The sequence below is a fragment of the Actinosynnema sp. NPDC091369 genome (genome assembly GCF_044757065.1).
Classification (GTDB): domain Bacteria; phylum Actinomycetota; class Actinomycetes; order Mycobacteriales; family Pseudonocardiaceae; genus Actinosynnema.
Window position 1 is genome coordinate 99,742 of the sequence record NZ_JBIVUG010000012.1, and the last position, 25,550, is coordinate 125,291.

A 25,550-nucleotide genomic window follows, 5' to 3' on the forward strand; every position below is an offset into this window, starting at 1 on the left:
CAAGCCATGCCGAAGAAGTACGGGACTCAAGAACAAGCTGCGCTGCTCACGATTCGACGGCTCAACCGGGACGTGCTGAACACGGAGCTGGCGCAGAGGAACATCAAGCTGACGGTGGCCGGACGGAACAGGTTGAACAAAGACGGTCTTCTCGTGTCGGACACGGAGACCCGGCCTTACGTGCATCGCATCACCGACGAGGGTGTCCGCTGGTGCGAGAGCGTGATCGCCGCGATCGAGCCGCCATTGGGAAGTGGTGCTCTGGTGCGAGAGGTGTTCGGGTTGTTGCACGAGGCCGTGTCGGTTCTGCGGCGGTGCGGGATCGGCCCCGCAGACATCTTCCGGGCCGGTGACGACCTGGAGTCGGTGATCCGGGCCGCCTACCTGGAGCTGTCGGTCAAGCCGCAGGACTGGGTGCGGTTGGCGAAGCTGCGCCCCAAGCTCAATGGCGCGGAGAAGGACGAGGTGGACGACGTACTGCTCGAGATGTTCAAGAACGGCGAGATCCACTTGGTCCCCGAGTCCAACCGCAAGGCGCTGACCGAAGCGGACCACGCCGCTGCGATCCGGATCGGCAGCGAGGACAAGCACATCATGGCGATTGAGGAATCATGACCGAGCAGCAACGCGAGGCGCTGGCCGCGCTGCGGTTCAACTCCGCTCTGACCCCGGACGACGTCTGGACCACTCCGCCCTCGCACGTCGAAGGGCTGCACGTCAGCGCCGAGCGCCGCATCCGGGCCGGTATCACGGATGCCGCTGTAAGCAGCGGATCGAGCCCGATCGGTTTGGTGCTCCAAGGGCAGAAGGGCGTCGGCAAGACGCACCTGCTGGGCTCGGTCCGGCGCATCGTCCAGGGGAAGGGTGGTTATTTCTTCCTGGTCGAACTGACCACGGGCGCGGAATTCTGGAACGACGTCGCCCACGCCATGCGCAGCGAGCTGCGCAGAATCACCGACGACGGCGAACTCCAGCTCACCGTGCTGCTGCAGCAACTGTGCGAGCGAGCCGGTGTGCCCGGTGTGATCGCGGGAGCGATCAAAGGCGACGTGCCGCTGACACCGGATCACCTGCGCAAGTTTCTCCACCAGCTGAGCAGCCTGGACAGCCGGGTGGTGGTCGAGTGCGGTGACACGATCCGAGCGCTGGTGCTCTACGCCTCCGAGCACTTCGACGTGGGTCTCGCCTACCTGCAAGGTGTGGAGGACGCAGGCGACGAGCGTCGGTACTGGGGACTGCAGACCAAGCCGAAAGCGCCGCGCGCGCTGGTCCGGGACCTCTCGCACGTCCTGGCCCTGACCGGCCCGAGCGTCGTAGCGATCGACCAGCTGGACACGTTGGTCAACCTGAGCCAGGACCAAACCGGCGAGGGCGGGACGAACGCCGAGCTGGCCCAGGAGCTCGCGCTGGTATCAGATGGGTTGATGCAGCTCCGCGAGACGACCAGGCGGACGCTGTCCGTCGTCGCGTGCCTGCCCCACACGTGGAAGCAGTTGCACGCGATCGCGAGCGACACCGTCTCCGACCGGTTCACCGAAACCCCGTTCCTGGGCTCGATCAGCGACGCGAGAATCGGTGAGGCGCTGGTCAGTCGGTGGCTGGCGGTGGTCTACCAGCGCATCGGCTTCACGCCGCCCCACCAGACGTGGCCTGTGGCGCCGGCCGCGTTCGGCCGCGTGTGGCTGCCCCAGACGCCGCGGCAACTGCTCAGGCGCATCCACGCGCACGCCGAGGCGTGCCTGCACGGCGAGATCCGGGAGCTGGCCTCGTTCAACGAAGAAGTGATCGAGCGGGGTCCAGCCGAGCACGGTGGGGTGGAGCACGACTTCTTCCAGGAGTTCGACGCCCAGTTCGAGCGGCTGAAGGAGAAGGCGGAGATCACGGCGGCGGAGCTCAAGCTGCACAACGAGGACGAGGTGATGCCGGGGTTGTTGCTGGCCGGGCTCAAGTCGTGGATCAACGAGGTCGGCAACGACGACATGGCGTGGCAGGCCGAGCAGCTCCACGGTGGCAGCGACCTGCACGCCCGGTTGCTCCGCACCCTGAACGAGGACCTGGACACCGACGAGCGCTGGGGGTTCCGCCTCATCGCCAGCGCCCACGGCCGGTCCGTGCTCAACCGGATGCGGAAGGTGCGGGACGCGGCGCGGTTCGGGGCGCAGAACCGGCACCTGGTGCTGCTCCGCAACGGCAACGGCGGGTGGACCGGCAAGGTGACCAGGACCGAGGTCGCCGGGTTGGAGCAGGCCGGTGGTCGGTGGGTGGAGATCTCGGACGACGACCTGCGGACGTTCAGCGCGCTCAAGGAGATGCTGTCGGCGCAGACGCACCAGTTGCTGGCCTGGCTGGTGGCGCGCAAACCGGCCAGCCGGACGACGTTCCTGCGGGAGGTGCTGCCCAATCCGGGGCGGTCGGCGGCAGGCCACCAGGAGACGCGGCCCCCGCCGGTGGGAGCGGAACCGTCGTCACCGACGGAGATCGTGCTCGGCGTGGACGGTGAGGTTCGGATCGAGCTGGAGTCGTTGCGCAAGCACGCCATCGTGTTCGCGGGGTCCGGCAGCGGCAAGACGGTGCTGTTGCGGCGGATCGTCGAGGAGTGCGCCCTGCGGGGGGTGTCGGCGATCGTGCTGGACCCGAACAACGACCTGGCGCGGCTGGGTGACGCCTGGCCCGAACCGCCGGACGAGTGGTTGCCCGGTGACGCCGCCGCGGCGGCCGAGTACCTGGAGAACACCGAGGTGGTGGTGTGGACGCCCGGCCGGGCCGGTGGGCGTCCGCTCAGCTTCCACCCGCTGCCGGACTTCGCCGAGGTGCGCGGGGACGCCGACGAGTTCGCCGCGTCGGTCGGGGCGGCGGTGGCGCGGCTCGTGCCGCACGCCGGGGTGGGCGGTGGGTCGAAGACCGCCGTGCGCGGCCGGGCCGTGCTGCGGGAGGCGTTGACGCACTACGCCCGGTCGGACGGGCGGGACCTGTCGGCGTTCATCGAGGTGCTGGCCGACCTGCCGGACGGGGTGAGCACGCTGAGCACGGCCCGTGCGACGGCGGCGGACCTGGCGGAGACGTTGCGGGCCGCGATGGTCAACGACCCGCTGCTCGGCGGGGCGGGCGAGCCGACCGACCCGGCGCTGCTGCTCACCCCGTCGCCGGGCAAGCGGGCGCGGATCTCGGTGATCAGCTTCATCGGGTTGCCGGCGGAGGAGCAGAAGCAGGGGTTCGTCAGCCAGCTCCAGCTGGAGGTGTTCGCCTGGGTCAAGCGCAACCCGGCGGTGGACCGGCCGCTCGGCGGGCTCGTCGTGATGGACGAGGCGCAGACGATCGCGCCGTCCGGCGGGTGGACGGCGAGCACGCAGAGCACGATCCTGCTGGCCTCGCAGGCCCGCAAGTACGGGCTGGGACTGCTGTTCGCCACCCAGGCGCCGAAGGGCGTGCACAACCAGGTCGTCGGCAACGCCACCACGCAGTTCTTCGGCAGGTTGAACAGCCCCGCGCAGATCGCCGCGGCGACCGAGATGGCCCGGGCCAAGGGCAGCTCGGTCGAGGACATCTCGCGGCTGGAACGCGGCCGGTTCTACGCCACCGGCGAGACCTTCGGGTTCCGCCGGATGCGGACGCCGCTGTGCCTGAGCCACCACCCGCCCAGCCCGCTGCGGCTGGAGGACGTGCTGGAACGGGCCCGCGACGGCCGGCACTGACGAAGCGCTCCCCGCCCTCGACGAGGACGGGGAGCGCTTCGGCGTGCGCGGTCAGCCGACGGTCGAGGCCAGCACCGACTCGATCCGCTGCCACAGCGCGTCGAACAGGTCCTCCCGGCGGTAGGAGCGCGGCGCGCCGCCGCCACCGAGCACCGAGAAGTCGTGCACCTCCAGCACGGCCGCGCCCGCGCCGGTGTCGTAGACCGGGCGCGCCCAGCCGTTGGTGAGGGCGCTGCCGTCCTGCCTGCCCACCACGAAGTTCACCGTCTCGTCGCCGCCGATGCCGCCGCGCTGGATGTCCAGCGCGTAGACGGTGTCACCGGCCCGCTCGACCCGCACGGCGATCCGCATGTCGCCGACGTGCGCGGTGCCCGCGAACCCGCGTCGCGCGAGCCCCGGCAGCGCCGCGGCGAACTGCTCGCCCAGGTAGCGCAGCGTCGCGTCCTGCTCGGCGTAGCGGCTGAACGTGGCCGGCACGACCGGCTCCGGGTCCTCCGCCACCGGCGTGACGTCCTTGATCCCGGTCACCACGTCGGCGACGAGCGCGCGGGCCGACCCGACCGCCTCGGCCGCCTCGATCCGCGCCACCAGCGCCTCGGTGAGCCGGTCCGACCGCGTGCCGCGCACGTAGGCCACGTGCGGGTGCAGCAGGTCCGATGGCACGACCACCTCGCCCAGCAGCACGGGCAGCACGTGCTCGTCGCCCGCCTTGACCGCGCGCAACGCGGCCGTGGTGAAGTCGTCCACCTCCGACACGAACGGGACGAAGAACCGCACCCGCGCGTCCGGCAGGTCACCGCCTTGCTTGTGCGCCCACCACTCGTGGGTCTGCTCCGGCCCGTGCAGCACGGTCAGGCCGCGCTGCCGGAACGCCTCGACCACCTCCTCGACCGCGGAGCGCTGCTCCTCGGCGAACGACACGGCGACGTCGTACTCGCTCACAACCGAACCTCCCTGTCCACGCCGGCGCGGTGCCGGCCCGATCTGCTGCGCACAGCATCGGGACCGGGTGTCGACCAGAAGTGGACGAAGAGTGGATGCGCGGTGTTGCCCGTCCTCCGCGAGGCCGGGAAACGGGCAACACCTGGTCACCCCCAACGTGCTGGTGAACCATTGTCGGTGAGGGCGGAAGGAATTCGGAAAACGCCCCGGCAAAACATTCACCGATTTATCGTGGAGGACAGTCGTGTCCATTTTCGGGTCAGGTTTCGCGGCCAAGGCCGGTTTCTCGCTGGCGGTGCTGGGGGCGGTCGTGGCGGTGGTCGCGTCGGGTGGCGGCGCGGCTGCCTCGTCGTTCGAGGAGTGCCCGCCGCCGGTCACCACCACGGTCACCGTCGGTCCCGACGGCAACCCGTGGTACGGGTGACCGCAGAAATGCGCCCGGCCGCCCGCGGAATTCCCGCGGGCGGCCGGGCGATTGCGCCGCACCGGGCGCGGTGGTGTACTCGGACGTCAGCCGGACCAGGAGGCTCAGGTGACCGGATCGTTTGGTGAATTACTCCGCGAATGCCGCGTGGCCGCGGGTCTGTCGATAGGGCAACTGGCCAAGCGCGTGCACTACAGCAAAGGGCACCTCAGCAAGATCGAGAACGACCTGAAGCTGCCGCACGACACCATGGCCCGGCTGTGCGACAGCGTGCTGGGCGCGGGCGGGAGCCTCATCGAGGCCGCCCGCAGGGCCCGGGACCAGGCCGTCGAGCGGGCCGCCGACGCCGGGCTCACGCTCGACCGCCGCCAGGTGCTGGTGGCCGGCACCGGCACGGTGCTCGGGATGGCGCTCGCGGGCGGTCCCCGGCCCGCGCCGGACGAGCGGGTGGTGGCGGGGATGCGGACGTCGTTCGAGCACCTGCGCTCCCTGGGCATGCAGACGAGCCCCGTCGTGGTTCTCGAACCGCTGGTGGCACTGCTGCGGACGGTGCACGCGCTCGCGCACGAGAACCCGGAGCCGGTCCGGTCCCGGCTGCTGCTGCTCGCCGCGCGGATCGCCGAGTACACGGGGTGGATGAACCAGGAGGTGGGTGACGAGCAGCGCGCTCTGTCGTGGACCCGGCACGCCTCCGAACTGGCGCGGGCGGGCGGTGACCGGGAGATCGTGGGCTACGCGTTCGTCCGGGAGGCCGGGCTCGCGCTCTACCGGCAGGACGCGGTCGGCACGATCGAGCTCGCCCGGCAGGCGCAGGGCATCGATCGGGCGAGCGCGCGGACCCGGGGCCTGGCGGCGCGGCGGGAGGCGCAGGGGCACGCCCTGGCGGGTGACCTCGGGGCGTTCGACCGGGCGATGGACCGCGCCGCGCACCTCCTCGACGGGGCCACCGCGGACACCGGCGCGTACCCGGTGCTCGGCTCGACCGCGCCGGACCCGGCGGAGCTGGCCCGCGGCTGGTCGCTGTGCGACCTCGGCCGGACCGCGGAGTCGGTGACCGTGCTGGAGCGGGAGCTGGTCCGGCTGCCCGCCACGTCCCGCCGGTCCCGGGCCAGGTTCGGCACCCGACGCTCGCTGGCCCTCGCGCTCGCCGGTGAGATCGACCAGAGCTGCGCCACGCTGGCCGGCACGCTGGACGACGTGGCGCACGTCGACTCGGCGACCGTGCGGGCGGACCTGCGGGAGCTGTCCAGGACGCTGGGCCGGTGGCACAACCACGGCGCGGTCCGGGAGGTGTACCCCGAGCTGAGGCGCGTGCTGCGGCAGCGGTTCTGACCCCGCCCGGCGGGTCGCGGTGACCGGCGACCCGCCGGGCGGGGATCAGCGGCACGCGCAGGTCAGGCTCGCGTGCTCGGCCCGGACCTCGTCCGCTTCCGGCTGGCCGAGCGCGACGAACTCCGCCTCGGCCGCGTCCCAGTGCCCGGCAGCCTTGCTGTGCTGCCCCAACGCGTGCAGGGCACGGGCGACGCCGTGGTGGGCACGAGCGCCGTGCCCGCGGTTCCCGGCTCCCGTCGCCAGGTCCAGCGCCGCGCGGTAGGCGTGCAGCGCGCCCGAGCGGTCGCCGCCCGCCTGCGCGGTCGCGGCCCGGTCGAGGAACAGGCGGGTGCGCAGGTCGATGTTGGACACGTCGGCCGCCGCCACCCTGGCCCGCTCGTGGTGGTGCAGGGCTTCGGCCACCCTGCCCTGCGACCGGTGCACGTTGGCGGTGTAGTTCAGCGCGTAGGCCGCGAGGCAGTCGTCGCCCAGCTCGACGGCCAGGTCGTGCGCCTCCAGGTGGGCGTCGAGCGCCTCGTCGGCCAACCCCAGCCGCTGCTGCACCGTGCCGAGGTTGTTCAACGCGTGCGCCAACCCCTGCCGGTGGTCGACCTGGCGCAGGAGCGGCACGGCGGCCCGGTGCTGGCGCAGCGCGAGGTCCAGGTTGCCGCGTTCCTCGTTCAGCGTGCCGAGCATGCTCAACGCGTGCGCCTGGCCACGCCGGTCACCGCACCGCTCGAACTTCTCCAGCGCGGCCGAGAAGTGCTCGATCGCCTCGGCGTGCCGGCCGAGCTGCATCTGGGAGATCGCGAGCATGTTCAACGTGTCGGCCTCCCCGAGCACGTCACCGAGCCCCCTCCACAGCGACAGCGCGCGGGTGGCCAGCTCCAACGCGTCCTCCAACCGCCCCAGCCGGTCGTAGGCGGTGGCCAGCCGGAGCAGCACGTGCGCGCGGCCGTGCTCCTCGTCCGGCACGGCGCGCACGGTCGCCCAGGCCAGCTCCATCGTCTGGACCCAGTCCTCGAACCGGCTCGTGGTGTGGAAGTGGCGCCAGATCAGCACCGCGAGCCGCCACACGTGGCCGGGCAGCTCTCGTTCGGCGGCGCAGCGGATCGCGGCGACCAGGTTGTCCCGCTCGGCCGCGATCCAGGCGGTCGCGTCCTGCTTGCCCCCGAACGCGGGCACGATCCGGCTGGTGCGGTGCACCGCGGGCAGGTGCGCCCGGTCGAACGGGTAGGCCGCGCCCACCGCCTCGGCCAGGCCGACCAGGTAGAAGTCCAGCAGCCGCAGCAGGGCGTCCACGTGCTCGGTCGGCGTGGTCGCCGACGGCTCGGCCGCGGCGAACTCCTTGAGCGGGTCCAGCATCCGGTAGCGCTCGGGCGCGACCTCCTCCAACAGACACACCTCGTGCAGGTCGTCGAGCACCGCGCGGACGGCGGGCACGTCACGGGCCGCCAGCGCCGCCGCGCCCGCCACGTCCAGGTCGGGTCCGGGCAGGTGGCCGAACAGCCGGAACACCTCCCGCTGCGCCCCGTCGAGTTGCAGGTACGACACCCGGACCGCGGCGCCGTCCGCGCCGTCGTCGGCCGCGGGCCACGGCCCGTTCTCCTCCAACTTCCGCAGCAGGTGCTCCACCGGCCACCCGTCGTGCCGGCGGAACAGCGCGGCGGCCACCCGGATCTGCATCGGCATGTAGGCGCACCGCTTGACCACCCCGGCCACCTCGGCCGACCGGCCGCGCAGCCGCAGCGGACCGGCCAGCGAGCGGAACAGCGCGACCGCGTCCTCGGGAGGCAGCTCCAGCAGCCGCAGGTGCTCGCCGGTGTCCGGCTCGCCGACGCGCCTGCTGGTCACGATCGCGAAGCAGCCCGCCTCCTCCGGCAGCAGCGACCGCACCTGCTCCGGCGAGTGCGCGTTGTCCAGCACCACCAGCGTCCGCGTGCCGTACAGCTCGGTCTGGTAGAGGGTGAACTTCCGGTTCACCGACGCCGGGATCAGCTCGGGCGGCACGCCCAGCTCGCCCAGGAGCTGGTCGAGCGCGTCCGACACCGTCGTCGGCGACACGTTCGGCGTGTACCCGTTGAGCCGCACCAGCAGCTGCCCGTCCGGGAACCGGTGCCGCAGCCGGTGCGCCGCCTCCACGGCCAGGCCGGTCTTGCCCACGCCCGGCGCGCCGCTCACCCACACCGCGCGCCGCTCGCCCGGCGTCGCGGCCACCGCCTCGACCGCCTCCAGCTCCGCGTCACGGCCGGTGAACCCGCCCTCCCGCGACGGCAGCGAGCTGGTCGGCTCGCCGCGTTCCGCGCGGGCGGCCAGCTTGCGCAGCTGCGGCCCCGGCTCCCAGCCCTGCTCGGCCAGCGCGGCCTCGGTGGCGTGGAAGACCCGGCCCGCCTCGGTCCGGTCGCCGTTGGCGATCAACGCCCGCATCAGCAGCCCGGCGTGCTTCTGCCGGGCCGGGTCGGTGCGCACCACCGGCCGCAGCCGGTCCCGCACCGACCGGTGGTCGCCCGCGTCCAGCTCCAGCTCGGACAGGTCGCCGACCGCGTCGTAGTAGCTGTCGTCCGGCGAGATCAGCTCGGTGCCGCCGACCCGGTCGTGGTCGATGTCCTCCAGGAACCGGCCGCGCCACAGGTCGACGGCCGCGCGTAACAGCGCGATCGCCCGGCGCGGGTCCTCCGCCCGCGCCGCCTCCGCCTGCGCGCGCAGCCGGTCGAACCGGACGGTGTCGAGCCGGTCGTCGTCGACCCGCAGCAGGTACCCCGTCGGCGTCGTCTCGATCGCCGCGTCCGTGCCCTGGAACGCCTTGCGCAGCTTGTTGATGTAGCCGCGCACGAGGTTGCGGCGGTCGGGGTTGCCGCCCCACACGATCTCGGTCAACTTCTCGGTGGACACCGGTTTGTTCGCGTGCAGCAGGAGCACCACGAGGACGAACCGCTGCTGCTGGTCCCCCAGCGGCAACCGGGCACCGTCGTGCCACGCCTCCAGCGGACCCAGCATCCGAAATTCCACGCCGCCTCCCGGTTCGCGAGCTTCACGTCTACGGCGGATGTCGCACAAGGGGTCGTCCGTGTGTCGGAATCCGCCTCGGGTCCACCTTCGGTAGACAAACACCGGCCACGCTCCGACCTGTCCGCAAAAGTTGTGCGAAGGAGGAGCTCGATGGTGTCCGACGTGCTGCCGTGCTACTTGGTGTGCGACGTGTCGCTCTCCATGACCGACCACCTCGGCGAGGTGAACGCCGGGTTGCGGGAGTTCCGGGGCGCGGTGCACGCCGACCCGTCGGCGGCCGCGCTGACCAGGGTCTGCGTGGTCGGGTTCGCCGCGGCGGCCACCGTGCTGCAACCGCTGCGACCGGCGGCGGAGCTGACCGAGCTGAGCGCGTCCAGACCCCGGACCGGGACCAACTTCGGCCCCGCGTTCGCGCTGTTACGCGAGACCATCTCGCACGACGTCCGCGCCCTGAAGGCCGACCGGTTGCGGGTGCACCGCCCGGTCGTCTTCTTCACCTCCGACGGCCGACCGACCGACCCGGGGGTGTGGCCCGCGGCGTTCGCGGCGCTGGCCGACCCGGGCTGGTCGTCCCGCCCGACCGTCGTCGCCTACGGCCTCGGCGCGGTCGACCGGGACACGCTGGACCGCATCGGCACGTCCCGCGTGTTCCTCGGCCAGGACGGCATCCGCCTGGGCACCGCGCTGGCGGTGTCGGTGACCCGGACGGCGCGGCGGACCGACCGCGTCTAGGCCATCCACGATCCGTCCACCCCCGGTCCACTGGCCGACCGCACCCTGCACCCCGAAGCACCGTGGAGATCGACGGGGGTGAGCCGATGAACGCGTACGTGGACCTGGTCCGGGAGCTGAAGTCGCTCCGCAAGGGTCGCGGCGTGTTGGCCGGCCGGATCGGGGACAGGGTCGGACCGACCCTGCGCGCGACGTGCGGGGTGACCGAGGGCGACGCGCCGGGCGCGATCCGCCGGAAGGTGTCCGAGAGGTTGGCGGAGCTGGCCGGGCGGCTGCCGGAGGACCTGCGCCTGGCCACGCTCGCGGCGTTCGCCATCGAGGACGAGGCGCGGCTGCCGCTCTACCAGGACCGGGTGTACTGGGCGGCGATCCGGCTGGACCGGGACCCGCGCACGGTCCGCCGCCGGGTCGACGAGGCCATCAACCACCTCGCCGAACTGGCCGCCGACGCGCCGCGCGAGCGGTCGGCCGCGCGGTCGGGCGGGTGGCGCACCGCCGAGCTGCACACCGTGCTGACGCTGGACGGGCCCGAGGTGATCGAGCGGCACCGGGTCGTCGCCGAGCGGGACGGGCTGCGCGAGCTGCCCCTGACCCCGCCGCTGCCGCTGGACCGGCCCGACGTGCGGGTGCTGTACGGCGGCACGCTGGTCGACCGCGCCACCCCGACCCTGGCGCTGCCGACCCCGGTCGACAGCGGCCACGCGCACGACTTCGCGATCCACTACCGGCCGCCGGGCGGGCGCGTGCTGCGGGCCCACCTCGGTTACGTGCCGCGGCACCCGTGCGACCTGCTGGATTTGCGCGTGCGCTTCGGCCCCACCCCCGCCCCGCCCCGCGTGTGGGCGCTGGAAGGCGCCGACCCGCAGGACGACCTGACCCGCGGGGGCGTCGCGCACCCGGTGGACCAGGCCGGTGAGGTGCACCTGCGGTTCCGCCACCCCACCCCGGGGCTGGCCTACGGGGTGAGGTGGCGGGTGACCGGACTCGGGTGAGGTGCCGGCCGCGCTGGTCGGCCGCGGGTTGACCAACCGCGAGATCGCCGAGGCGCTGTTCCTGTCCCGGCGCACGGTGGACAACCACGTGGCGCACGCGATGCGGAAGCTCGGCGTCACCTCCCGCACCGCGCTGCGCGGCGTCGGTCAGTCGAGCACGGCGAACGCCTCCACCTCCACGAGCACATCGGGTTCGAACAGGTAGTCAACGCCGATCAGCGAGGCGGGCGGGAACGGTTGCGGGATGCCCAACTCCTCGGCGACCGCGGTGATGCCGGCCAGGAAGGCGTCCATCCGGTCGGGGCTCCACCGCGTCACGAAGAACCTGAGCCGCACCACGTCGGTGAAGTCGGCCCCGGCGCCGGCCAGGCCGAGCGCGGTGTTGCGCAGCGCCTGCGCGACCTGGCCGGTGAGGTCGCCGGTCGCGACGGGGTTGCCCGCCGCGTCCCGCGCGATCTGCCCGGCCACGTGCACGTGCCGCGTGCCCGTGCCGATGGAGACGTGGTGGTAGGGGACGGGCTGGAACATGCCCTCGGGGCTGAGCAGCTGCACGGTCACGTGGAGTCCTTCATGCTGGTCGTGAGTGGTATCCAACGTCTACCTGGTGCACGAAGGGAACTTCAACGAGACTAGGTGTCGTGCAGGAAACCTCGCAGGCCGACCAGGTCGCCATCACCGCGCCGCACCGCGAACTGCTCGACCAGGTGCTGGACAAGTGGTCGCTCCAGGTCCTCGACAAGCTGTGCGGCCGGCCGTTGCGGTTCAACGAGCTGCGCCGCGAGATCCCCGTCGTGACGCAGAAGTCGCTGACCACCACGTTGCGACGCCTCGAGCGCAACGGGATGGTCGAACGCGTCATCGTGGCCACGCGCCCGATCGCCGTCGAATACCGCATCACGCCGCTCGGGACGACGTTGCAGGACCTCATCGACGCGTTGCTGCGCTGGAGCACCACCAACATGGCCGACGTCGAACGGGCCCGCGCGCGTTTCGACACGGAGGCGTGAATTCGTTCGACGCCATTCGACCGCATTCGACGCCCGTGCGCCGTGTCGGATTTCCGATGGCGGCCGACGTGGTGATTGACAAGGTCACAGGTGCGCCGCACAGTTTGGGAGCGCTCCCAGTTCATCACCGTCGATGGGGAAAACTCTGATGAGACCGCGTCTCGCCGCGCTGCCGGCACTCGCCGCGCTCGTGGCCGCCCAAGTTGCGCTGACCGCCGGTTCTCCGGCGCACGCCGCCGATTCCGCCGTCACCGTCACGGTGAACACCCGGGCCGGGCTGGAGGTCGTGCACGAGGCCGCCACCGGCGTCAACCACGCCATCTGGGACACCCACCTCGGCAGTGACGCCGTCGCCGACCTCCTCAAGGACGCGGGCGTCAAGGCCATGCGCTACCCCGGCGGGTCCTACTCGGACATCTACCACTGGGCCGACCACACCGCGCCCGGCGGGTACGTGGCCCCGAACACCGACTTCGACACGTTCATGAGCGGCGTGCGGCGGGCGGGCGGTCAGGCGATCGTGACGGCGAACTACGGCACCGGCACGGCCGAAGAGGCGGCGGCCTGGGTGCGGTACGCCAACGTCGAGAAGCGCTACGGCGTGAAGTACTGGGAGATCGGCAACGAGAACTACGGCAACGGCCACTACGGCTCCGGGTGGGAGGCCGACGACCACCCCGACAAGAGCCCGACCTACTACGCCACCCTGGTCCGCGACTACGCCACCGCGATGAAGGCCGTCGACCCGACCATCAAGGTCGGCGCGGTGCTCACCACGCCGGGCGAGTGGCCCGACGGCATCACGGCGGCGGGCGACTCCGCGTCGTGGAACGAGGTCGTGCTGTCCATCGCCGGTCCCGTGGTCGACTTCGGCATCATCCACTGGTACCCCAGCGGCGACACGGCGGCGCAGGTGCTGGCCAAGACCGACCGGGTGAAGGACCAGATCGCCCTGGTGCGCGAGCAGTCCCACCGGTTGGCGGGCAAGGACCTCGGCATCGCGCTGACCGAGGTGAACACGTCGTTCGGGCGCAACACCCAGCCCGGCGCGCTGTTCGCCGCCGACGCCTACGCGACCATGATCGGCCACGGCGTGTTCAGCGTGGACTGGTGGAACGTCCACAACGGCATCGGCCAGGTCCGCGAGATCGCGGGCCACACCGACTACGACGACTACGGCCTGCTCTCCAGCGGCACCTGCAACGCCGAGGGGACGGTGTGCCAGCCAGCGCTGAACACGCCGTTCGCGCCGTACCACGGGATCGCGATGGTGTCGAAGTTCGCCCGGCCGGGCGACCAGCTCGTCACGGCCGCGTCCACCGACCCGCTGGTGCGCAGCCACGCGGCACGCCGGACCGACGGCGGCCTGTCCGTGATGCTGGTCAACCAGGACCCGGACGCCTCCCGGACCGTGGACCTGCGGCTCGCGGGCTACTCGGCTGCCGCCGGCGCGACCGTGCACACCTTCGCCAACGGCGACACCGGTATCACCACGGCCGCCGGCTCGTCGTCCACCGTGACGCTGCCGCCGTACTCGATCACCACCGTGCTGCTCAAGCCGTCCGGTTCGGTGGGCGGCCCGGCCGCGCCCGCCCGCCCGGTCGCGGGCGAGGTCACCGACCGCACGGCCGCGCTGTCCTGGCCCGCGCCGCCCGCGGGCGTGAAGTACGAGGTGCACCGGCGGGTCGACGGCGCGCGCACCGAGCAGTGGGGCGAGACGACCGGCACCACGTTCACCGCGGCCAACCTCGTGCCCGGCACGGAGTACACGGTCAACCTGGTGGCCCGGGACAACGCGGGCCGCGTCTCCTGGTCCTCCCCGCCGCTGACCTTCACCACCCGCACCCCGGCGACGTCGACGTGCGCGGTGACGTACAAGGAGAGCACCAACTGGGGCAACGGTTTCGTGGCCGACCTGGAGATCACGAACACGGGCACGCGGCCGGTCGCCGGGTGGACGTTGACCTACACCTGGCCGACCACCTGGCAGCAGGTCTCCAGCGGCTGGAACGCCACCTGGTCGCAGACCGGGACCCAGGTGACCGTCGCCAACACCGCCACGCTGGCCGCGGGCGAGTCGACGACGGCCGGTTTCGTGGGCGCGTACCAGGGTCCGAACGTGCACCCGGTGAAGTACTTCCTGAACGGCAAGCTCTGCACCACCCGGTGACGTGACGCTGCCCCCGGCCCAGGCCGGGGGCAGCTCACCAAAGATCGAGCCGTTCGCGCCGGCTGTTGTCGTCGGCGGATACGGCCTGTCGCCATTGTCCGACAAAGCCGGTGCATCACCGCTCTATTCAGCAGGAATCGGTACTCCCGCCGGGTGTGAACAGCACCGGAACCTTCCCGTCGAGCCCTGTTGTGGGTCGCCTTTCCTGTGCTGAGAAGCAGGAAGGTGCTCGGTTCACCCGGCGTCGCCACGGCCCCGGTCGTCCAGCACCAGCGGGGCGCGGCCGGTGACGGTGTAGCGGATGTGGGTCACGTCCGGCGCGTGCAGGACCCTGGTGGGGATCAGCTCGATGCCTTCCTTGTGGCCCAGGCCGAGGTCGGGCTCCAGCAGGCGCATACCCGTGCCCAGGACCACCGGGACGACGTGCAGTTCCAGTTCGTCCAGCAGGCCGGCGGCCAGGACCTGGCGGACCAGCGTGCCGCCGCCCGCGACCGCGACGTCCTTGCCGCCGGAAGCGGCCTTCGCCTGGGCCACGGCGCTCGCCACGCCGTCGGTGACGTAGGTGAAGCTGGTGCCGCCCTTGCGCTCCAGGGTCTGGCGCGGCCGGTTGGTCACCACGAACACGGGTGCGCGGAACGGCGGCTCCTCGCCCCACGGCACCTCGCCGCCGTCGGCCATGCGCCGGCCCATCACGTACGCGCCGGCGGCCTCGAAGGACTCCTGGATGACGTCGGAGTTGACGTCGCGCACGCCGCCCGCGAAGCCCTGCCGCTCCCGCCACGCCATCGCGCTGATCGCCCACCGCGTGACGCGGAAGAACGCCGCCGCCTCCGCCGACCCCAGCCAGTCGCCGTCGCCGTCGTGGCGCGGGCCGGCGTAGAAGCCGTCGAGGGACACCGACATCTGCGCGGTCACCTTGGTCATCGCTCTTCCTTCCTCCCGGCGACGCCCGGCGGGGTCGCTCGGGAGGGGATCGGAGCCGTCGACCCGATTTCTACGTCGACCCGGAACAATCTTCGGCGGAGGTGCAGCGGGCCGCGCGCAGGAGCAGGAACCGCTGCTCGGCGACGTTGCCCGCGAGCCGTGCGGCCTGCCGGAACGCCTCGCTCGCGGCGTCGGCGTCACCGGCCCGTTCGAGCAGGTGGGCGCGCACGGCGAGCAGGCGGTGGTGGCCCGCCAGGACACCGCGCCCCAGGTCGTCGAGGAGGTCCAGGGCGACCCGCGGCCCGTGCACCTCGGCCACGGCGACGGCCCGGTTCAGCGCGGCGACCGAGCTGGGCGCGAGGCGGTGCAGCACGTCGTACAGCGCGAGGACCTGCGGCCAGTCGGTGTCCGCCGCCGTGGCGGCCTCGCTGTGCACGGCCGCGATGGCCGCCTGCACCTGGTACGGGCCGACGGGGTGGGCGGCCAGGGTGCGGGTGATCAGGTCGGTGCCCTCGGCGATGGCCGCGCGGTCCCAGCGCGACCGGTCCTGCTCGGCCAGCGGGACCAGGATGCCGTCGGGTCCGGTGCGGGCCGCGCCGCGGGCCTCGGTGAGCAGCATCAACGCGAGCAGCCCCGCGGTCTCGCCGTGGTCGGGCAGCCGGGCGTGCAGCTCCCGGGTCAGCCGCACGGCCTGCGCGGTCAGGTCGGGCCGGCGCAGCCGGGGACCGGCGCTGGCGCTGTAGCCCTCGTTGAACAGCAGGTAGAGCACGTGCAGCACGACGGTCAGCGCGCGTTCGGTGTCCGCGGGCAGCTCGAACCGCGCGCCCGCCTCCAGCAGCCGCTGCTTGGCCCGCGAGATCCGCTGGCCCATGGTCTTGTCCGGCACCAGGAACGCGGCGGCGATCTCGGTGGTGGTCAGCCCGGCGACGGCCCGCAGCGTCAGCGCCATCTGCGCGGGTGGCGTGAGCGCCGGGTGGCAGCACAGGAACAGCAGTTCCAGCAGGTCGTCGCGGGCGGGTTCGGCGTCCGGCGGCGGTGCCAGCAGCTCGTCGCGCGGCACGGCGTCGTGCACGGCCTGCTCCCGGCGCGCTCGCGCGACGTCGGACCGCACGAGGTCGACGTAGCGGCGTCCGGCGACGGTGGTGAGCCAGCCCAGGGGGTGTTCGGGGACGCCGTTGCGCGACCAGGCGTCGGCGGCGTCGATCAGCGCCTCCTGCACGGCGTCCTCGCACCGGGCGAAGTCGCCGTGCCGGCGCACGAGGATGCCGAGCACCTGCGGCGTCAGCGTCCGCAGGAGGTGCTCGTCGGCGGTCAAAGGTCGCCGCCGCCCGGCTCCATCAGCGGCCACACCTCGAGGCCGCCGCCCAGGCCGCGGCTGTAGCGCAGGGCCGGGTACGAGCGCGCGATGTCCATCGCCCGCTCCTCGCTGTCCACGTCGACCACGAAGTAGGAGCCGACGTACTCCTTGGCCTCCAGGTACGGCCCGTCGGTGACGACCGGCGCGCCCTCGACCACGCGCACCGACCGGGGGCGCTCGACCAGGCCGCGGGAGTCGACCAGCTCGCCGGACTCGCGCAGGGCCGCGTTGAACGCGTCCACGTCGGCGACCAGCTTGGTGAACTCCTCGGCGTCCACGCTGTTCCAGACCTGCTCGTTGCCGTAGATGAGCATCAGGTACTTCACCGCGCGCCTCCTGCGGTCGGGAGTGGACAGCGGGATTCTGCCGGCTCCTCCGCTTTCGAAAAAGTTGCGAAACCGCGCGGTGCCTGCGAGAGCTCGGACAAGGAAGATTCGGGCGCGTCTGTGAATCGTTGCAGTTCAGAGGGCTCGTTGTGTTTCGCCGTATTTCCGATAGTGTCGGAAACCGTGAGCGGGCTGAAGATCCTGGAGCGCACGTGCCGCGTGAGCAGGGCGCGGGTCGACCGGCCGCACCCTCCCGCGCCGCTGGTGGAGCTGGTCTTCCCCGCCCTCAACAGCGCCTGGGCCATGGAGGTCATGCGGGGCGTGGTCGACTCCGGGCTGGACGTGGTGCTGTCCTCGGCGGTCGGTCGCGGCACGTCGTGGGCCGCCGACGTGGTCCGGGCCCGGCGCGCGGGCGTGCTGCTGGTGACGTGCCCGATCAGCGTCGCCGAGGAACGGGTGTTCGCCCGCGCCGGGGTGCCGCTGGTGCACATCGACCCGGTCGACGCGGCCGCGCCGGACCTGATCGGCGTCGCCGCGACCAACCGGGCGGGCGGTGTCACGGCGGTGAAGCACCTGCTGGCGCTCGGGCACAGGCGGATCGCCGTCGTGGGCGGGCCGCGTGACGTGCTGTGCAGCCGTGCGCGCGTGGAGGGCTACCGCGCCGCCCTCGAACGCGCCGGCATCGCGTTCGACGCCGACCTGGTCCGGCACGCCGACTTCACCCGCGAGGGTGGTCGCCGGGAGGCAGACGGGCTGCTGCGCCGACCCGACCGGCCGACGGCGGTGTTCGCGGCCAACGACGAGCAGGCGCTCGGCGTGGTGGAGGCGGCGCGGTCGGCGGGCCTGTCCGTGCCGGGCGACCTCAGCGTCGTCGGCTTCGACGACCTGCCCGCCGCCCGCCGCGCCGCGCCCGCCCTCACCACGGTCCGCCAACCGCTCGCCGCGATGGGCAGGCAGGCGGGCTGGATGCTGGCCGACCTGATCGCGGGCCGCCCTCCGGCGCCCGGCCGGGTAGAGCTGGCCACCGACCTCGTCGTCCGCGACTCGACCGCCCCGCCGCCCCGGGGCTGACGCCGGTCAGCCGGTGGTCGTCACCGTCGTGGGCGCGGTCGTCGCGGACTCGCTCGCGGTGGGCGCGGGGGACTGGGTGACCGTCGACGGGGTGGTCGTGGGCGTGGTGGTCGTCGGCATCGTGGGCATCACGACGGTGAAGGGGACACCCGGCTCCTCGTGGCAACCGCGCTCGTCGTGGACGACCCGCGGGCGGGGGAAGCGGTTGTCGTTGCGGTTGTCGCCCTCGCAGCCGTACCACGGGGCGTTCAGCGGCCTGCCGTCCTCGTCGTAGAGGTGGACGTCGGTGAGCGGCTTGCCGTCCTTGTCGAACACGTAGATGTTGTCCGGTGCCGAGGGCGAGGGCGTGTACGAGACCGGCGCGCTGCCGACCGGGTAGTCGTCGAAGCGCGAGCCCAGCGTGCCGAGGACCATCAGCAGGAGCCCCAGGGCGAACCCGGTCGCGGGCAGGCTGATCCACAGCCACCGGCGGTCGGTCCGCGCCTTCGGGCCCGCCACCAGCGACAGCGCGGCGAGCGCCACGGCCACCACGAAGCCGAACTCCGGCCGGTGCACCATCACGCCTCCGGCGGCGATGAGCAGCGCGCGGGCGACCCACCACGCCGGCTGGAGGGCGCGCAGCGGCGCGAACGCCTTGCGCAGGTCGGTCTTCGCGGCACGGGTCAGCACGTCCTGGACGGCGATCGTCTCCGGCAGCCTCGCGACCTCGGCGAGCAGGCCGACCTGCCGGAACACCAGCAGGGCCGCCGCCGCGCCGCAGAGGCCGACGAGCACGGTCACCTCGATGGTGTCGCCGCGGGTGACGGCGAAGCCGAACGCCATCACCGTGGCGGCCACGAGGCTCCAGAACGCGAACCGGGCCACCAGGACCGACTGGCCGCCGCCGGTCGCGGGGGAGGAGGGCAGCGGGTAGCCGGCCGCGACGCGCAGCTCCTCCGCGTACGCGCGCGGCGTGCCGAGCCGGTCGACCAGCGCGGCCAGGGAGAACTCGTCGCCCATCTCCTCGGCGACCTCGGCGACGTGCGCGCCCGCGTCGTCCATGATTTCGGCGACCTCGGCGGCGGGCAGGTCGGACAGCGCGTCGCGCATGCCGTCCAGGTAGTGCTTGACCTCGGTGTTCGTCTGCGTGTTCATGCACCCTCCCCCAACAGGTCGTCCAACGCCCGCGCGAACGACTTCCAGGTCTTGCCGGATTCGAGCAGGCGTTCCCGGCCCGGCTCGTTGAGGCTGTAGTACTTGCGGTGCGGGCCCTCTTCGCTGGGCACGACGTAGGACGTGAGCAGGCCGGCGTTGTAGAGCCGGCGCAGGGTGCCGTAGACCGACGCGTCGCCGACACCGTCCAAGCCGCCTTGGCGCAGTCTGCGCAGCACGTCGTAGCCGTACCCGTCCTCCTTGCGCAGCACCGCGAGGACGGCGAGGTCCAGCACCCCCTTGAGCAGCTGGCTGGTGTCCATGGCTTCTCCCCAGGTGGTGTGCGAACGATGGTACTACGGATAGCGGAGTACCGCGTACGGAGGGGTAGTGCGAGGATCGCGTCCGTGGCGACCGAGTTCGTGGGAGATCCCTCGTGGGTGTGGGGCCTGGCGGCGCGCGACGACGACGTCCGCCGGCGGGCCCTGGCCCGGCACCGGGAGTTGGTGGAGCACGCGCGGCAGGCGTTGCACTGGTCGAACGACGTGTGGGCACGAGCGGGGTCGCCCGCGCCCGACGAGCCGCACCTGGCCGCCGAGATGGACCAGGCCCGGGCCGCGTTCCGCTACCACCGGGGTCGGACGATCTTCGGCCTCACCGCTTCGCTGTGGGACGACGACCACGAGGTCCGCGAGCGCCACGCGCCGTTCGTGCTGCTCTACCTGGCGTGGGAGGGGCGGTACCCGGACGACTGGCGCGCCGAGGCGAACAACCTGTGGTCGCCGTGGGGGCGCAAGGAGTCGTTGCTGCGCACGATGGCCGAGGACGGCGTCCCGGCGGCGATCCGGCCGCAGCTGACGGACCTGATCACCGACGTGGTCCGCCGCCGCTACCGCTGCAAGGACTGGATGTACGCGGGACTGGTCCGGCACGTCGCCGACGACCGGTTCCACGAGCGGATGCGCGCCCTGCTCGGTGACGACGACCCGGTGGTCCGGCTGCGGGCGCGGTTCCTGCTGCACGTCGCCGCGCACCCCGGGGTGAGGGTGCGGCGGGCCAGTTGGCGGAGGTGGCTCGAAGCCGACCCGGACCGGGCGCGCGCGGTGGCACCCGGACCGGGGGACGTCGGCGGCTGAACGCGGGCAGTGCCGCCCCGACCGGCGCCGAGGGGCAGTGTCCTCGTTACGCGTCCTCGTCGTCGCTGGACTTCAGCACGGCCACGCCGCCCGCGGGCACGCGCAGCTCCGACGCGCACCGCTGCCCGGTGAGCAGCTCGGTGCCGGACGCGGCCACGCCCACCTCGGCGTCGGTGTGGTTGAGCACGAACAGGTAGTCGGCGCCCGCGCCGCGCCGCCGCACCACCTCCACGTCGCGCGGCAGGTCGTCGCGCACCCGCACGCCCGCGGTCGGGAACACCTCGCGCAGCACCTGGTCGAGCGCCGCGCCGCGCAACCGGGTCGAGACGTACCAGGCGGTGCCCGCGCCGAGCCGGTGCCGCGTCACCGCCGGACCGCCCGACGCCGGACCGTCCACGTAGGAGCGCACGGTCTCCGCGCCGGCCAGGCGGACGTGCTCGGCCCACACGTCACCGCGCAGCCCGCCGTCGAGCGAGACCTCCTCGCCGGCGCGCAGCGGCAGGAACTCCTCGACCTCCAGCCCCAGCACGTCGCGCAACGCACCGGGGTGCCCGCCGGGGTGCACGGTGTCGTTGGCGTCCACGATGCCGGAGAAGTACGAGACGACGAGCGTGCCGCCACCGGCCACGTAGTCGTGCAGCACGCGGGCCGCCGCCGTCGACATCAGGTAGAGCGACGGCACGACGACGAGCCGGTAGCCGCTCAGGTCGGCCTCCGGCGCGACGAAGTCCGCGGTCAGGTGGGCGTCCCAGAGCTGTTCGTAGAACGCGCCGACGCGTTCCCGGTAGGACAGGTCCACCGACGGCCGCCAGTCCAGCTCCAGCGCCCACCACGACTCCCAGTCCCACAGCACGGCGACGTCCGCCCGCACCACGCTGCCGCGCACCTCGCGCAGTGCGCCGAGCTCGCCGCCCAGCCGCACGACCTCCTGCCACAACCTGCTGCGCGTGCCGGAGTGGGGCAGCATCGCGGAGTGGAACTTCTCCGCGCCGAAGCGGGAGGCCCGCCACTGGAAGAACATCACCGCGTCCGCGCCGCGCGCCACGTGGGTGAGGCTGTTGCGGCGCATCTCGCCGGGCCGCTTGGCCAGGTTGCGCGGCTGCCAGTTCACCGCGCCGGTGGAGTGCTCCATCAGCATCCACGGCCGCCCGCCCGCCACCGCGCGGGTCAGGTCCGCCGACAGGGCCAGGTCGACGTGGTTGCGGTCGGCCTCGGCGGTCAGGTAGTGGTCGTTGGCCACCACGTCGACCTCGCGGCCCCAGCGCCAGTAGTCGATCGACTTGCAGTTGCTGGTCATGAAGTTCGTGGTGATCGGCACGGCCGAGTGCGCGCGCAGGACGTCGCGCTCGGCGGTGTAGCAGGCCAGCAGCTCGTCCGAGCAGAACCGGGCGAAGTCCAGCTCGTGCGCGGGGTTGCCGGTGGTGCCGGACACCCGCGGCGGCTCGACCTCGGCCCACTCGCCGTAGCGCTGGCCCCAGAAGCTCGTGCCCCAGGCTTCGTTGAGCGCGTCGAGCGAGCCGTGCCGGTCGCGCAGCCAGCGCCGGAACGCGGTGGCCGACTCGGGGCAGTAGCACGCGCCGACCGGTGCGCCGTACTCGTTGTGCACGTGCCACAGCGCCACCGCCGGGTGCTCGCCGTACCGCGCGCCGAGCTGCCGGGTGATGGTCGCGGCGGCCTGCCGGTAGGCGGGTGAGCTGGGGCAGAACGTCGCCCGCGACCCGCGTTCCAGCTCGGTGCCGTCCCGGGTGACCGGCCGGATCTCCGGGTGCGCGCGGTAGAGCCACGCGGGGGGCACGACGGTCGGCGTGGCCAGGTTGACCGCGATGCCCGCGCCGTGCAGCAGGTCGAGCAGCCGGTCCAGCCAGCCGAAGTCGAACTCGCCGGGCCGCGGCTCCAGCAGCGCCCAGGCGTGGATGGCGACGCTGACCAGGTTCACCCCCGCCTGCCGCATCAGCTCGACGTCCTCGACCCACACCTCCTCGGGCCACTGCTCGGGGTTGTAGTCCCCGCCGTAGACGAGCCCGTCCACGCCTGCCGGCATGCGCGGCGCGACCGGGTCCTCCGCGGCCCGCCCGTCGGCCGGACGAGGCACCACAAACGTCATGAACACTCCAGTGGCTGTGAACGTGCACGGTCTCTTCGCAGATTACGGTGCAGATAAGACGGGGTGTCAAGTAGTTGACAGGCGCGCTGTGCGGACAACTACTGTGCACGTTCACAGCGCGGTTCTCGCTGGCAGTGGCGTCAGCGACGCGGAACCCCCGGAGACCTCATGCGACTCGACATCGCGAAGAAGGCCGCGGCACTCGGCCTCGGCCTCGCCCTGCTCGCCGGCTGCGGCGCAGGCGCCGAGCAGGCCGCCGACGGCCCGGTCGAACTCTCCTTCTGGGCCTGGGCGCCCAACATCGACAAGGTCGTCGACAAGTGGAACGCGGGCCACCCGGACGCCAAGGTCGTGGTGAGCAAGCAGGCCCAGGGCGACGACCTGGTGACCAAACTCCTGACCAGCGCCAAGGGCGGCAACCCGCCGGACCTCGCGCAGGTGGAGTTCCAGGCGCTGCCGACGCTGGTCAGCAACGACGTGCTGGCCGACATCTCCGAGGGCGCCGCGGCCGCCGAGGACAAGTTCGCGCCCGGCATCTGGGACCAGGTCACGCTGGGTGGCAGCGGCGTCTACGCCGTGCCCCAGGACTCCGGCCCGATGATGTTCTACTACCGCGCCGACCTGTTCGAGCAGTACGGCCTGGAGGTGCCGACCACCTGGGACGAGTACGCGCAGACCGCCCGCGACCTGCGGGCCAAGGCCCCGGACAGGTTCCTCGGCACGTTCTCGTCCAACGACCCGGGCTGGTTCGCGGGCCTCGTGCAGCAGGCCGGCGCGTCGTGGTGGTCGGTCGACGGCGACGCGTGGAAGGTCTCCGTTGACGACGCCGCCACCAAGAAGGTCGCGCAGTACTGGAGCGGCCTGGTCGCCGAGGGCGCGATCGACAAGTCCCCGATGTACACGCCCGAGTGGAACAAGGCGCTCAACGACGGCACGCAGGTCGGCTGGCTCAGCGCGGTGTGGGCGCCGGGCGTGCTCAAGGGCAACGCGGAGAGCACGGCGGGCAAGTGGGCGATGGCGCCGATGCCGCAGTGGGACGCCGCCAAGCCCCGCACCGGCAACTGGGGCGGTTCCACCACGGCCGTGACCGCCGGTTCGAAGAAGCAGAAGGCCGCGACCGAGTTCGCGCTGTGGCTCAACACCGATCCCGAAGCCGTCGAGCTGCTGGTCAAGGAGAGCGGCATCTACCCGGCGGCCACGTCGGCGCAGCAGGCGCAGTCCCAGCCGCCCGCGTTCTTCCCCAACCAGCCCGACTTCTACACCCGGGCCGCGGAGATCGCCGCCACGTCCTCCGGCTTCACGTGGGGGCCGAACGTCAACGTCACCTACACCGCGTACAAGAACGCGATGGGCGAGGCCATCAGCGCCGGCGCGGACCTCGTGCCCGCGCTCGCGAAGATGCAGAGCGCGACCGTGGACGACATGAAGGCCAACGGCTTCACGGTCGGCGGCTGAGCCCGTGGCGTCGACGCGTGTTACCGCGCGGGGTGGTGCGGCGCCCAGGGTGGCGCCGTACGCCTTCATAGCCCCGGCGGTGGTGCTGTTCGTGCTGGTGTTCGCGCTGCCGATCGCCTACACGGTGTACCTGAGCCTGTTCCGCACCGAGGTCAAGGGCCTCGGGCTGGGCCGGGGCAGCCGCTCCGAGGTGTTCGTGGGCCTGGACAACTACGTGCGCGCGCTCACCGACTCCGAGTTGGGTGCGGGCGCGTTGCGGGTGGTCGGCTACGGCGCGATCCTCGTGCCGACGATGCTGGGCCTGGCCCTGGTGTTCGCGCTGCTGCTGGACGAGGACCGGGTTCGGGCCCGCGGGTTCAGCCGCATCGCGATCTTCCTGCCGTACGCGGTGCCGGGCGTGATCGCGTCGCTGCTGTGGGGCTTCCTGTACCTGCCCGGCACCAGCCCGTTCAACCAGCTGCTGCGCGAGCTGTCGCTGCCCGGGGTGGACCTGCTGTCGCCCACCGGGATCTACTTCGCGCTGGCCAACATCGCGGTGTGGGGCGGTGTCGGCTACAACATGGTCGTCCTCTACACCGCGCTGCGGTCCATCCCGCGCGACCTGTACGAGGCGGCCCGGATCGACGGCTGCACGCCGTGGCAGGTCGCGGTGCGGATCAAGATCCCGCTGCTCGCGCCCGCGCTGGTGCTGACGTCGTTGTTCTCGGTCATCGCGACGCTTCAGGTGTTCGCCGAGCCGACCACGCTGGCGCCGCTGACCAACTCGCTCTCGCTCACCTGGACGCCGTTGATGAAGGTCTACCAGGACGCGTTCGGCCGCGGTGACCTCTACTCCGCCGCCGCGACGTCGGTGCTGATCGCCGCGGTGATGTTCGTGATCTCGTTCGGGCTGCTGCGGGTGACGCGGTCGCGGGCGTTCGGGGGTGAGCGGTGAGGGCGCGGCTGGGCGGCCTGCCCACGTTCGTGCTGCTCCTGGGTGCGGTGTACTGCCTGTTCCCGGTGGCGTGGGTGCTGGTCGCGGCGACGAAGAGCACCGGTGAGCTGTTCTCCACGACGACGCTGTCGGTCGGGTCGTCGCTGGTGGCGAACCTGGGCGAGCTGAACGGCTACCGCGGCGGCGTGTTCTGGCGGTGGATGGCGAACTCCGCGCTGTACGCGGGGCTGGGGGCGCTGCTGTCCGCGGCGCTGTCCGGCGTGACCGGGTACGCGCTGGCCAAGTACGCGTTCCGGGGTCGGGCGCTGATCTTCAACGCGCTCATCGCGGGCGTGCTCGTGCCCGCCGTGGTGCTGGCCGTCCCGCAGTACCTGCTGCTGGCGGAGGTCGGCCTGACCGACACCTACCTGTCCGTGCTGCTGCCGAGCGTGATCAGCCCGTACGGCATCTACCTGGCCCGCATCTACGCCGCCGCGTCCGTGCCGGAGGACGTGGTCGAGGCGGCCCGCACGGACGGGGCGAGCGAGGTGCGCATCCTGGGGTCCATCGCGCTGCCGATGATGGTCCCGGGCCTGGTCACCGTGTTCCTGTTCCAGTTCGTGTCGATCTGGAACAACTTCATGCTGCCCTACATCATGCTCGGCGACGACGGGAAGTTCCCGGTCACGCTGGGGCTCTACACGATGCTCAAGCAGGGCAACACCACGCCCGCGCTCTACACCCTGGTCGTCACCGGATCGCTGGTGTCGGTGCTGCCCTTGATCGCGCTGTTCCTGACGTTGCAGCGATACTGGCGCATCGACTTGCTCTCCGGAGCGGTGAAAGCATGAGGG

The 25,550-nt window shown here is 72.3% G+C and carries 23 protein-coding genes; 14 read left to right on the top strand and 9 right to left on the bottom strand.

All coding sequences use genetic code 11. The features are described 5' to 3' along the window. Positions 1-6: 6 nt before the first annotated feature. Both ACIQMJ_RS33060 and ACIQMJ_RS33065 read left to right on the top strand, forming a co-directional pair. Complete coding sequence (locus ACIQMJ_RS33060) at positions 7-615, top strand: hypothetical protein (protein ID WP_499764910.1); 609 nt, start codon at positions 7-9, stop codon at positions 613-615. Continuing rightward, a complete protein-coding gene (locus ACIQMJ_RS33065) occupies positions 612-3,692 on the top strand; it encodes an ATP-binding protein (RefSeq protein WP_499764911.1) in 3,081 nt (1,026 codons plus the stop codon). Before ACIQMJ_RS33060 ends, ACIQMJ_RS33065 begins: the two co-directional genes overlap by 4 nt. A gap of 51 nt (positions 3,693-3,743) precedes the next feature. On the opposite strand, the gene ACIQMJ_RS33070 is transcribed toward ACIQMJ_RS33065, so the two are convergent. Continuing rightward, positions 3,744-4,634 carry a hypothetical protein gene (locus ACIQMJ_RS33070; protein WP_499764912.1) on the bottom strand — a complete coding sequence of 297 codons (891 nt, stop codon included), beginning with the start codon at positions 4,632-4,634 and terminating at the stop codon, positions 3,744-3,746. 244 nt (positions 4,635-4,878) lie between these two features. Between ACIQMJ_RS33070 and ACIQMJ_RS33075 the strand changes: the two genes are divergently transcribed. After that, complete coding sequence (locus tag ACIQMJ_RS33075; protein ID WP_499764913.1) at positions 4,879-5,058, top strand: hypothetical protein; 180 nt, start codon at positions 4,879-4,881, stop codon at positions 5,056-5,058. A 108-nt stretch (positions 5,059-5,166) separates the two neighbouring features. Then, entirely contained in the window at positions 5,167-6,390 is a 1,224-nt protein-coding gene (locus ACIQMJ_RS33080) for a helix-turn-helix domain-containing protein (protein ID WP_499764914.1), read from the top strand. Between the two features lie 45 nt (positions 6,391-6,435). Here the strand turns inward: ACIQMJ_RS33080 and ACIQMJ_RS33085 are convergent, their stop codons facing one another. Continuing rightward, complete coding sequence (locus tag ACIQMJ_RS33085; protein ID WP_499764915.1) at positions 6,436-9,366, bottom strand: AfsR/SARP family transcriptional regulator; 2,931 nt, start codon at positions 9,364-9,366, stop codon at positions 6,436-6,438. 162 nt (positions 9,367-9,528) lie between these two features. Here ACIQMJ_RS33085 and ACIQMJ_RS33090 point away from each other — a divergent pair, with 162 nt between their 5' ends. The 3 genes from ACIQMJ_RS33090 to ACIQMJ_RS33100 all read left to right on the top strand — a co-directional run bounded on the left by ACIQMJ_RS33090 (position 9,529) and on the right by ACIQMJ_RS33100 (position 11,307). After that, positions 9,529-10,110 carry a vWA domain-containing protein gene (locus ACIQMJ_RS33090; RefSeq protein ID WP_499764916.1) on the top strand — a complete coding sequence of 194 codons (582 nt, stop codon included), beginning with the start codon at positions 9,529-9,531 and terminating at the stop codon, positions 10,108-10,110. Positions 10,111-10,196: 86 nt separating this feature from the next. Continuing rightward, positions 10,197-11,102 carry a hypothetical protein gene (locus ACIQMJ_RS33095; protein ID WP_499764917.1) on the top strand — a complete coding sequence of 302 codons (906 nt, stop codon included), beginning with the start codon at positions 10,197-10,199 and terminating at the stop codon, positions 11,100-11,102. Position 11,103: 1 nt separating this feature from the next. Beyond that, on the top strand, positions 11,104-11,307 hold the full coding sequence (locus tag ACIQMJ_RS33100) for a response regulator transcription factor (protein ID WP_499764918.1): 204 nt from the start codon (positions 11,104-11,106) through the stop codon (positions 11,305-11,307). Here ACIQMJ_RS33100 and ACIQMJ_RS33105 read toward each other — a convergent pair. Then, positions 11,250-11,660, bottom strand: a complete 411-nt coding sequence (locus ACIQMJ_RS33105; RefSeq protein ID WP_499764919.1) for a RidA family protein — start codon at positions 11,658-11,660, stop codon at positions 11,250-11,252. The genes ACIQMJ_RS33100 and ACIQMJ_RS33105 overlap by 58 nt on opposite strands. 80 nt (positions 11,661-11,740) lie before the next feature. Here ACIQMJ_RS33105 and ACIQMJ_RS33110 point away from each other — a divergent pair, with 80 nt between their 5' ends. Both ACIQMJ_RS33110 and ACIQMJ_RS33115 read left to right on the top strand, forming a co-directional pair. After that, positions 11,741-12,109: a winged helix-turn-helix transcriptional regulator gene (locus ACIQMJ_RS33110; protein ID WP_499764920.1), complete on the top strand. Its 369-nt coding sequence runs from the start codon at positions 11,741-11,743 to the stop codon at positions 12,107-12,109. 148 nt (positions 12,110-12,257) lie between these two features. After that, positions 12,258-14,279 carry a cellulose binding domain-containing protein gene (locus ACIQMJ_RS33115; RefSeq protein ID WP_499764921.1) on the top strand — a complete coding sequence of 674 codons (2,022 nt, stop codon included), beginning with the start codon at positions 12,258-12,260 and terminating at the stop codon, positions 14,277-14,279. A gap of 234 nt (positions 14,280-14,513) precedes the next feature. Here the strand turns inward: ACIQMJ_RS33115 and ACIQMJ_RS33120 are convergent, their stop codons facing one another. The 3 genes from ACIQMJ_RS33120 to ACIQMJ_RS33130 form a co-directional block, all read right to left on the bottom strand. Next, positions 14,514-15,203: a dihydrofolate reductase family protein gene (locus tag ACIQMJ_RS33120; protein WP_499764922.1), complete on the bottom strand. Its 690-nt coding sequence runs from the start codon at positions 15,201-15,203 to the stop codon at positions 14,514-14,516. Positions 15,204-15,273: 70 nt separating this feature from the next. After that, positions 15,274-16,518: an RNA polymerase sigma factor gene (locus ACIQMJ_RS33125; protein WP_499764923.1), complete on the bottom strand. Its 1,245-nt coding sequence runs from the start codon at positions 16,516-16,518 to the stop codon at positions 15,274-15,276. Continuing rightward, positions 16,515-16,886: a YciI family protein gene (locus ACIQMJ_RS33130; protein ID WP_499764924.1), complete on the bottom strand. Its 372-nt coding sequence runs from the start codon at positions 16,884-16,886 to the stop codon at positions 16,515-16,517. Before ACIQMJ_RS33130 ends, ACIQMJ_RS33125 begins: the two co-directional genes overlap by 4 nt. A gap of 183 nt (positions 16,887-17,069) precedes the next feature. Here ACIQMJ_RS33130 and ACIQMJ_RS33135 point away from each other — a divergent pair, with 183 nt between their 5' ends. After that, a complete protein-coding gene (locus ACIQMJ_RS33135; RefSeq protein WP_499764925.1) occupies positions 17,070-17,957 on the top strand; it encodes a substrate-binding domain-containing protein in 888 nt (295 codons plus the stop codon). 6 nt (positions 17,958-17,963) lie between these two features. Here the strand turns inward: ACIQMJ_RS33135 and ACIQMJ_RS33140 are convergent, their stop codons facing one another. Next, a complete protein-coding gene (locus tag ACIQMJ_RS33140) occupies positions 17,964-19,091 on the bottom strand; it encodes an HAAS signaling domain-containing protein (protein WP_499764926.1) in 1,128 nt (375 codons plus the stop codon). Further along, positions 19,088-19,411: a PadR family transcriptional regulator gene (locus tag ACIQMJ_RS33145; RefSeq protein WP_499764927.1), complete on the bottom strand. Its 324-nt coding sequence runs from the start codon at positions 19,409-19,411 to the stop codon at positions 19,088-19,090. The genes ACIQMJ_RS33140 and ACIQMJ_RS33145 overlap by 4 nt, the downstream gene beginning before the upstream one ends. Positions 19,412-19,495: 84 nt before the next feature. On the opposite strand from ACIQMJ_RS33145, the gene ACIQMJ_RS33150 reads away from it, so the two are divergent. Continuing rightward, entirely contained in the window at positions 19,496-20,224 is a 729-nt protein-coding gene (locus ACIQMJ_RS33150; RefSeq protein ID WP_499764928.1) for a hypothetical protein, read from the top strand. A gap of 46 nt (positions 20,225-20,270) precedes the next feature. On the opposite strand, the gene ACIQMJ_RS33155 is transcribed toward ACIQMJ_RS33150, so the two are convergent. Continuing rightward, complete coding sequence (locus ACIQMJ_RS33155) at positions 20,271-22,328, bottom strand: beta-galactosidase (protein ID WP_499764929.1); 2,058 nt, start codon at positions 22,326-22,328, stop codon at positions 20,271-20,273. Positions 22,329-22,496: 168 nt separating this feature from the next. On the opposite strand from ACIQMJ_RS33155, the gene ACIQMJ_RS33160 reads away from it, so the two are divergent. From ACIQMJ_RS33160 to ACIQMJ_RS33170, 3 genes are read left to right on the top strand one after another with little or no spacing between them, the layout of a single operon-like run. After that, a complete protein-coding gene (locus ACIQMJ_RS33160; protein WP_499764930.1) occupies positions 22,497-23,783 on the top strand; it encodes an extracellular solute-binding protein in 1,287 nt (428 codons plus the stop codon). 49 nt (positions 23,784-23,832) lie between these two features. Then, complete coding sequence (locus ACIQMJ_RS33165; RefSeq protein ID WP_499764931.1) at positions 23,833-24,717, top strand: carbohydrate ABC transporter permease; 885 nt, start codon at positions 23,833-23,835, stop codon at positions 24,715-24,717. Beyond that, positions 24,714-25,547: a carbohydrate ABC transporter permease gene (locus ACIQMJ_RS33170; protein ID WP_499764932.1), complete on the top strand. Its 834-nt coding sequence runs from the start codon at positions 24,714-24,716 to the stop codon at positions 25,545-25,547. The genes ACIQMJ_RS33165 and ACIQMJ_RS33170 overlap by 4 nt, the downstream gene beginning before the upstream one ends. Positions 25,548-25,550 lie beyond the last annotated feature (3 nt).

Excerpts from the sequence above, each read along its gene's own strand:
- ACIQMJ_RS33060 (WP_499764910.1), top strand. The coding sequence starts at position 7 with ATGCCGAAGAAGTACGGGACTCAAGAACAAGCTGCGCTGCTCACGATT.
- ACIQMJ_RS33065 (WP_499764911.1), top strand. The coding sequence starts at position 612 with ATGACCGAGCAGCAACGCGAGGCGCTGGCCGCGCTGCGGTTCAACTCC.
- ACIQMJ_RS33085 (WP_499764915.1), bottom strand. The coding sequence starts at position 9,366 with ATGCTGGGTCCGCTGGAGGCGTGGCACGACGGTGCCCGGTTGCCGCTG.
- ACIQMJ_RS33090 (WP_499764916.1), top strand. The coding sequence starts at position 9,529 with ATGGTGTCCGACGTGCTGCCGTGCTACTTGGTGTGCGACGTGTCGCTC.
- ACIQMJ_RS33095 (WP_499764917.1), top strand. The coding sequence starts at position 10,197 with ATGAACGCGTACGTGGACCTGGTCCGGGAGCTGAAGTCGCTCCGCAAG.
- ACIQMJ_RS33115 (WP_499764921.1), top strand. The coding sequence starts at position 12,258 with ATGAGACCGCGTCTCGCCGCGCTGCCGGCACTCGCCGCGCTCGTGGCC.
- ACIQMJ_RS33120 (WP_499764922.1), bottom strand. The coding sequence starts at position 15,203 with ATGACCAAGGTGACCGCGCAGATGTCGGTGTCCCTCGACGGCTTCTAC.
- ACIQMJ_RS33140 (WP_499764926.1), bottom strand. The coding sequence starts at position 19,091 with ATGAACACGCAGACGAACACCGAGGTCAAGCACTACCTGGACGGCATG.
- ACIQMJ_RS33145 (WP_499764927.1), bottom strand. The coding sequence starts at position 19,411 with ATGGACACCAGCCAGCTGCTCAAGGGGGTGCTGGACCTCGCCGTCCTC.
- ACIQMJ_RS33155 (WP_499764929.1), bottom strand. The coding sequence starts at position 22,328 with ATGACGTTTGTGGTGCCTCGTCCGGCCGACGGGCGGGCCGCGGAGGAC.
- ACIQMJ_RS33160 (WP_499764930.1), top strand. The coding sequence starts at position 22,497 with ATGCGACTCGACATCGCGAAGAAGGCCGCGGCACTCGGCCTCGGCCTC.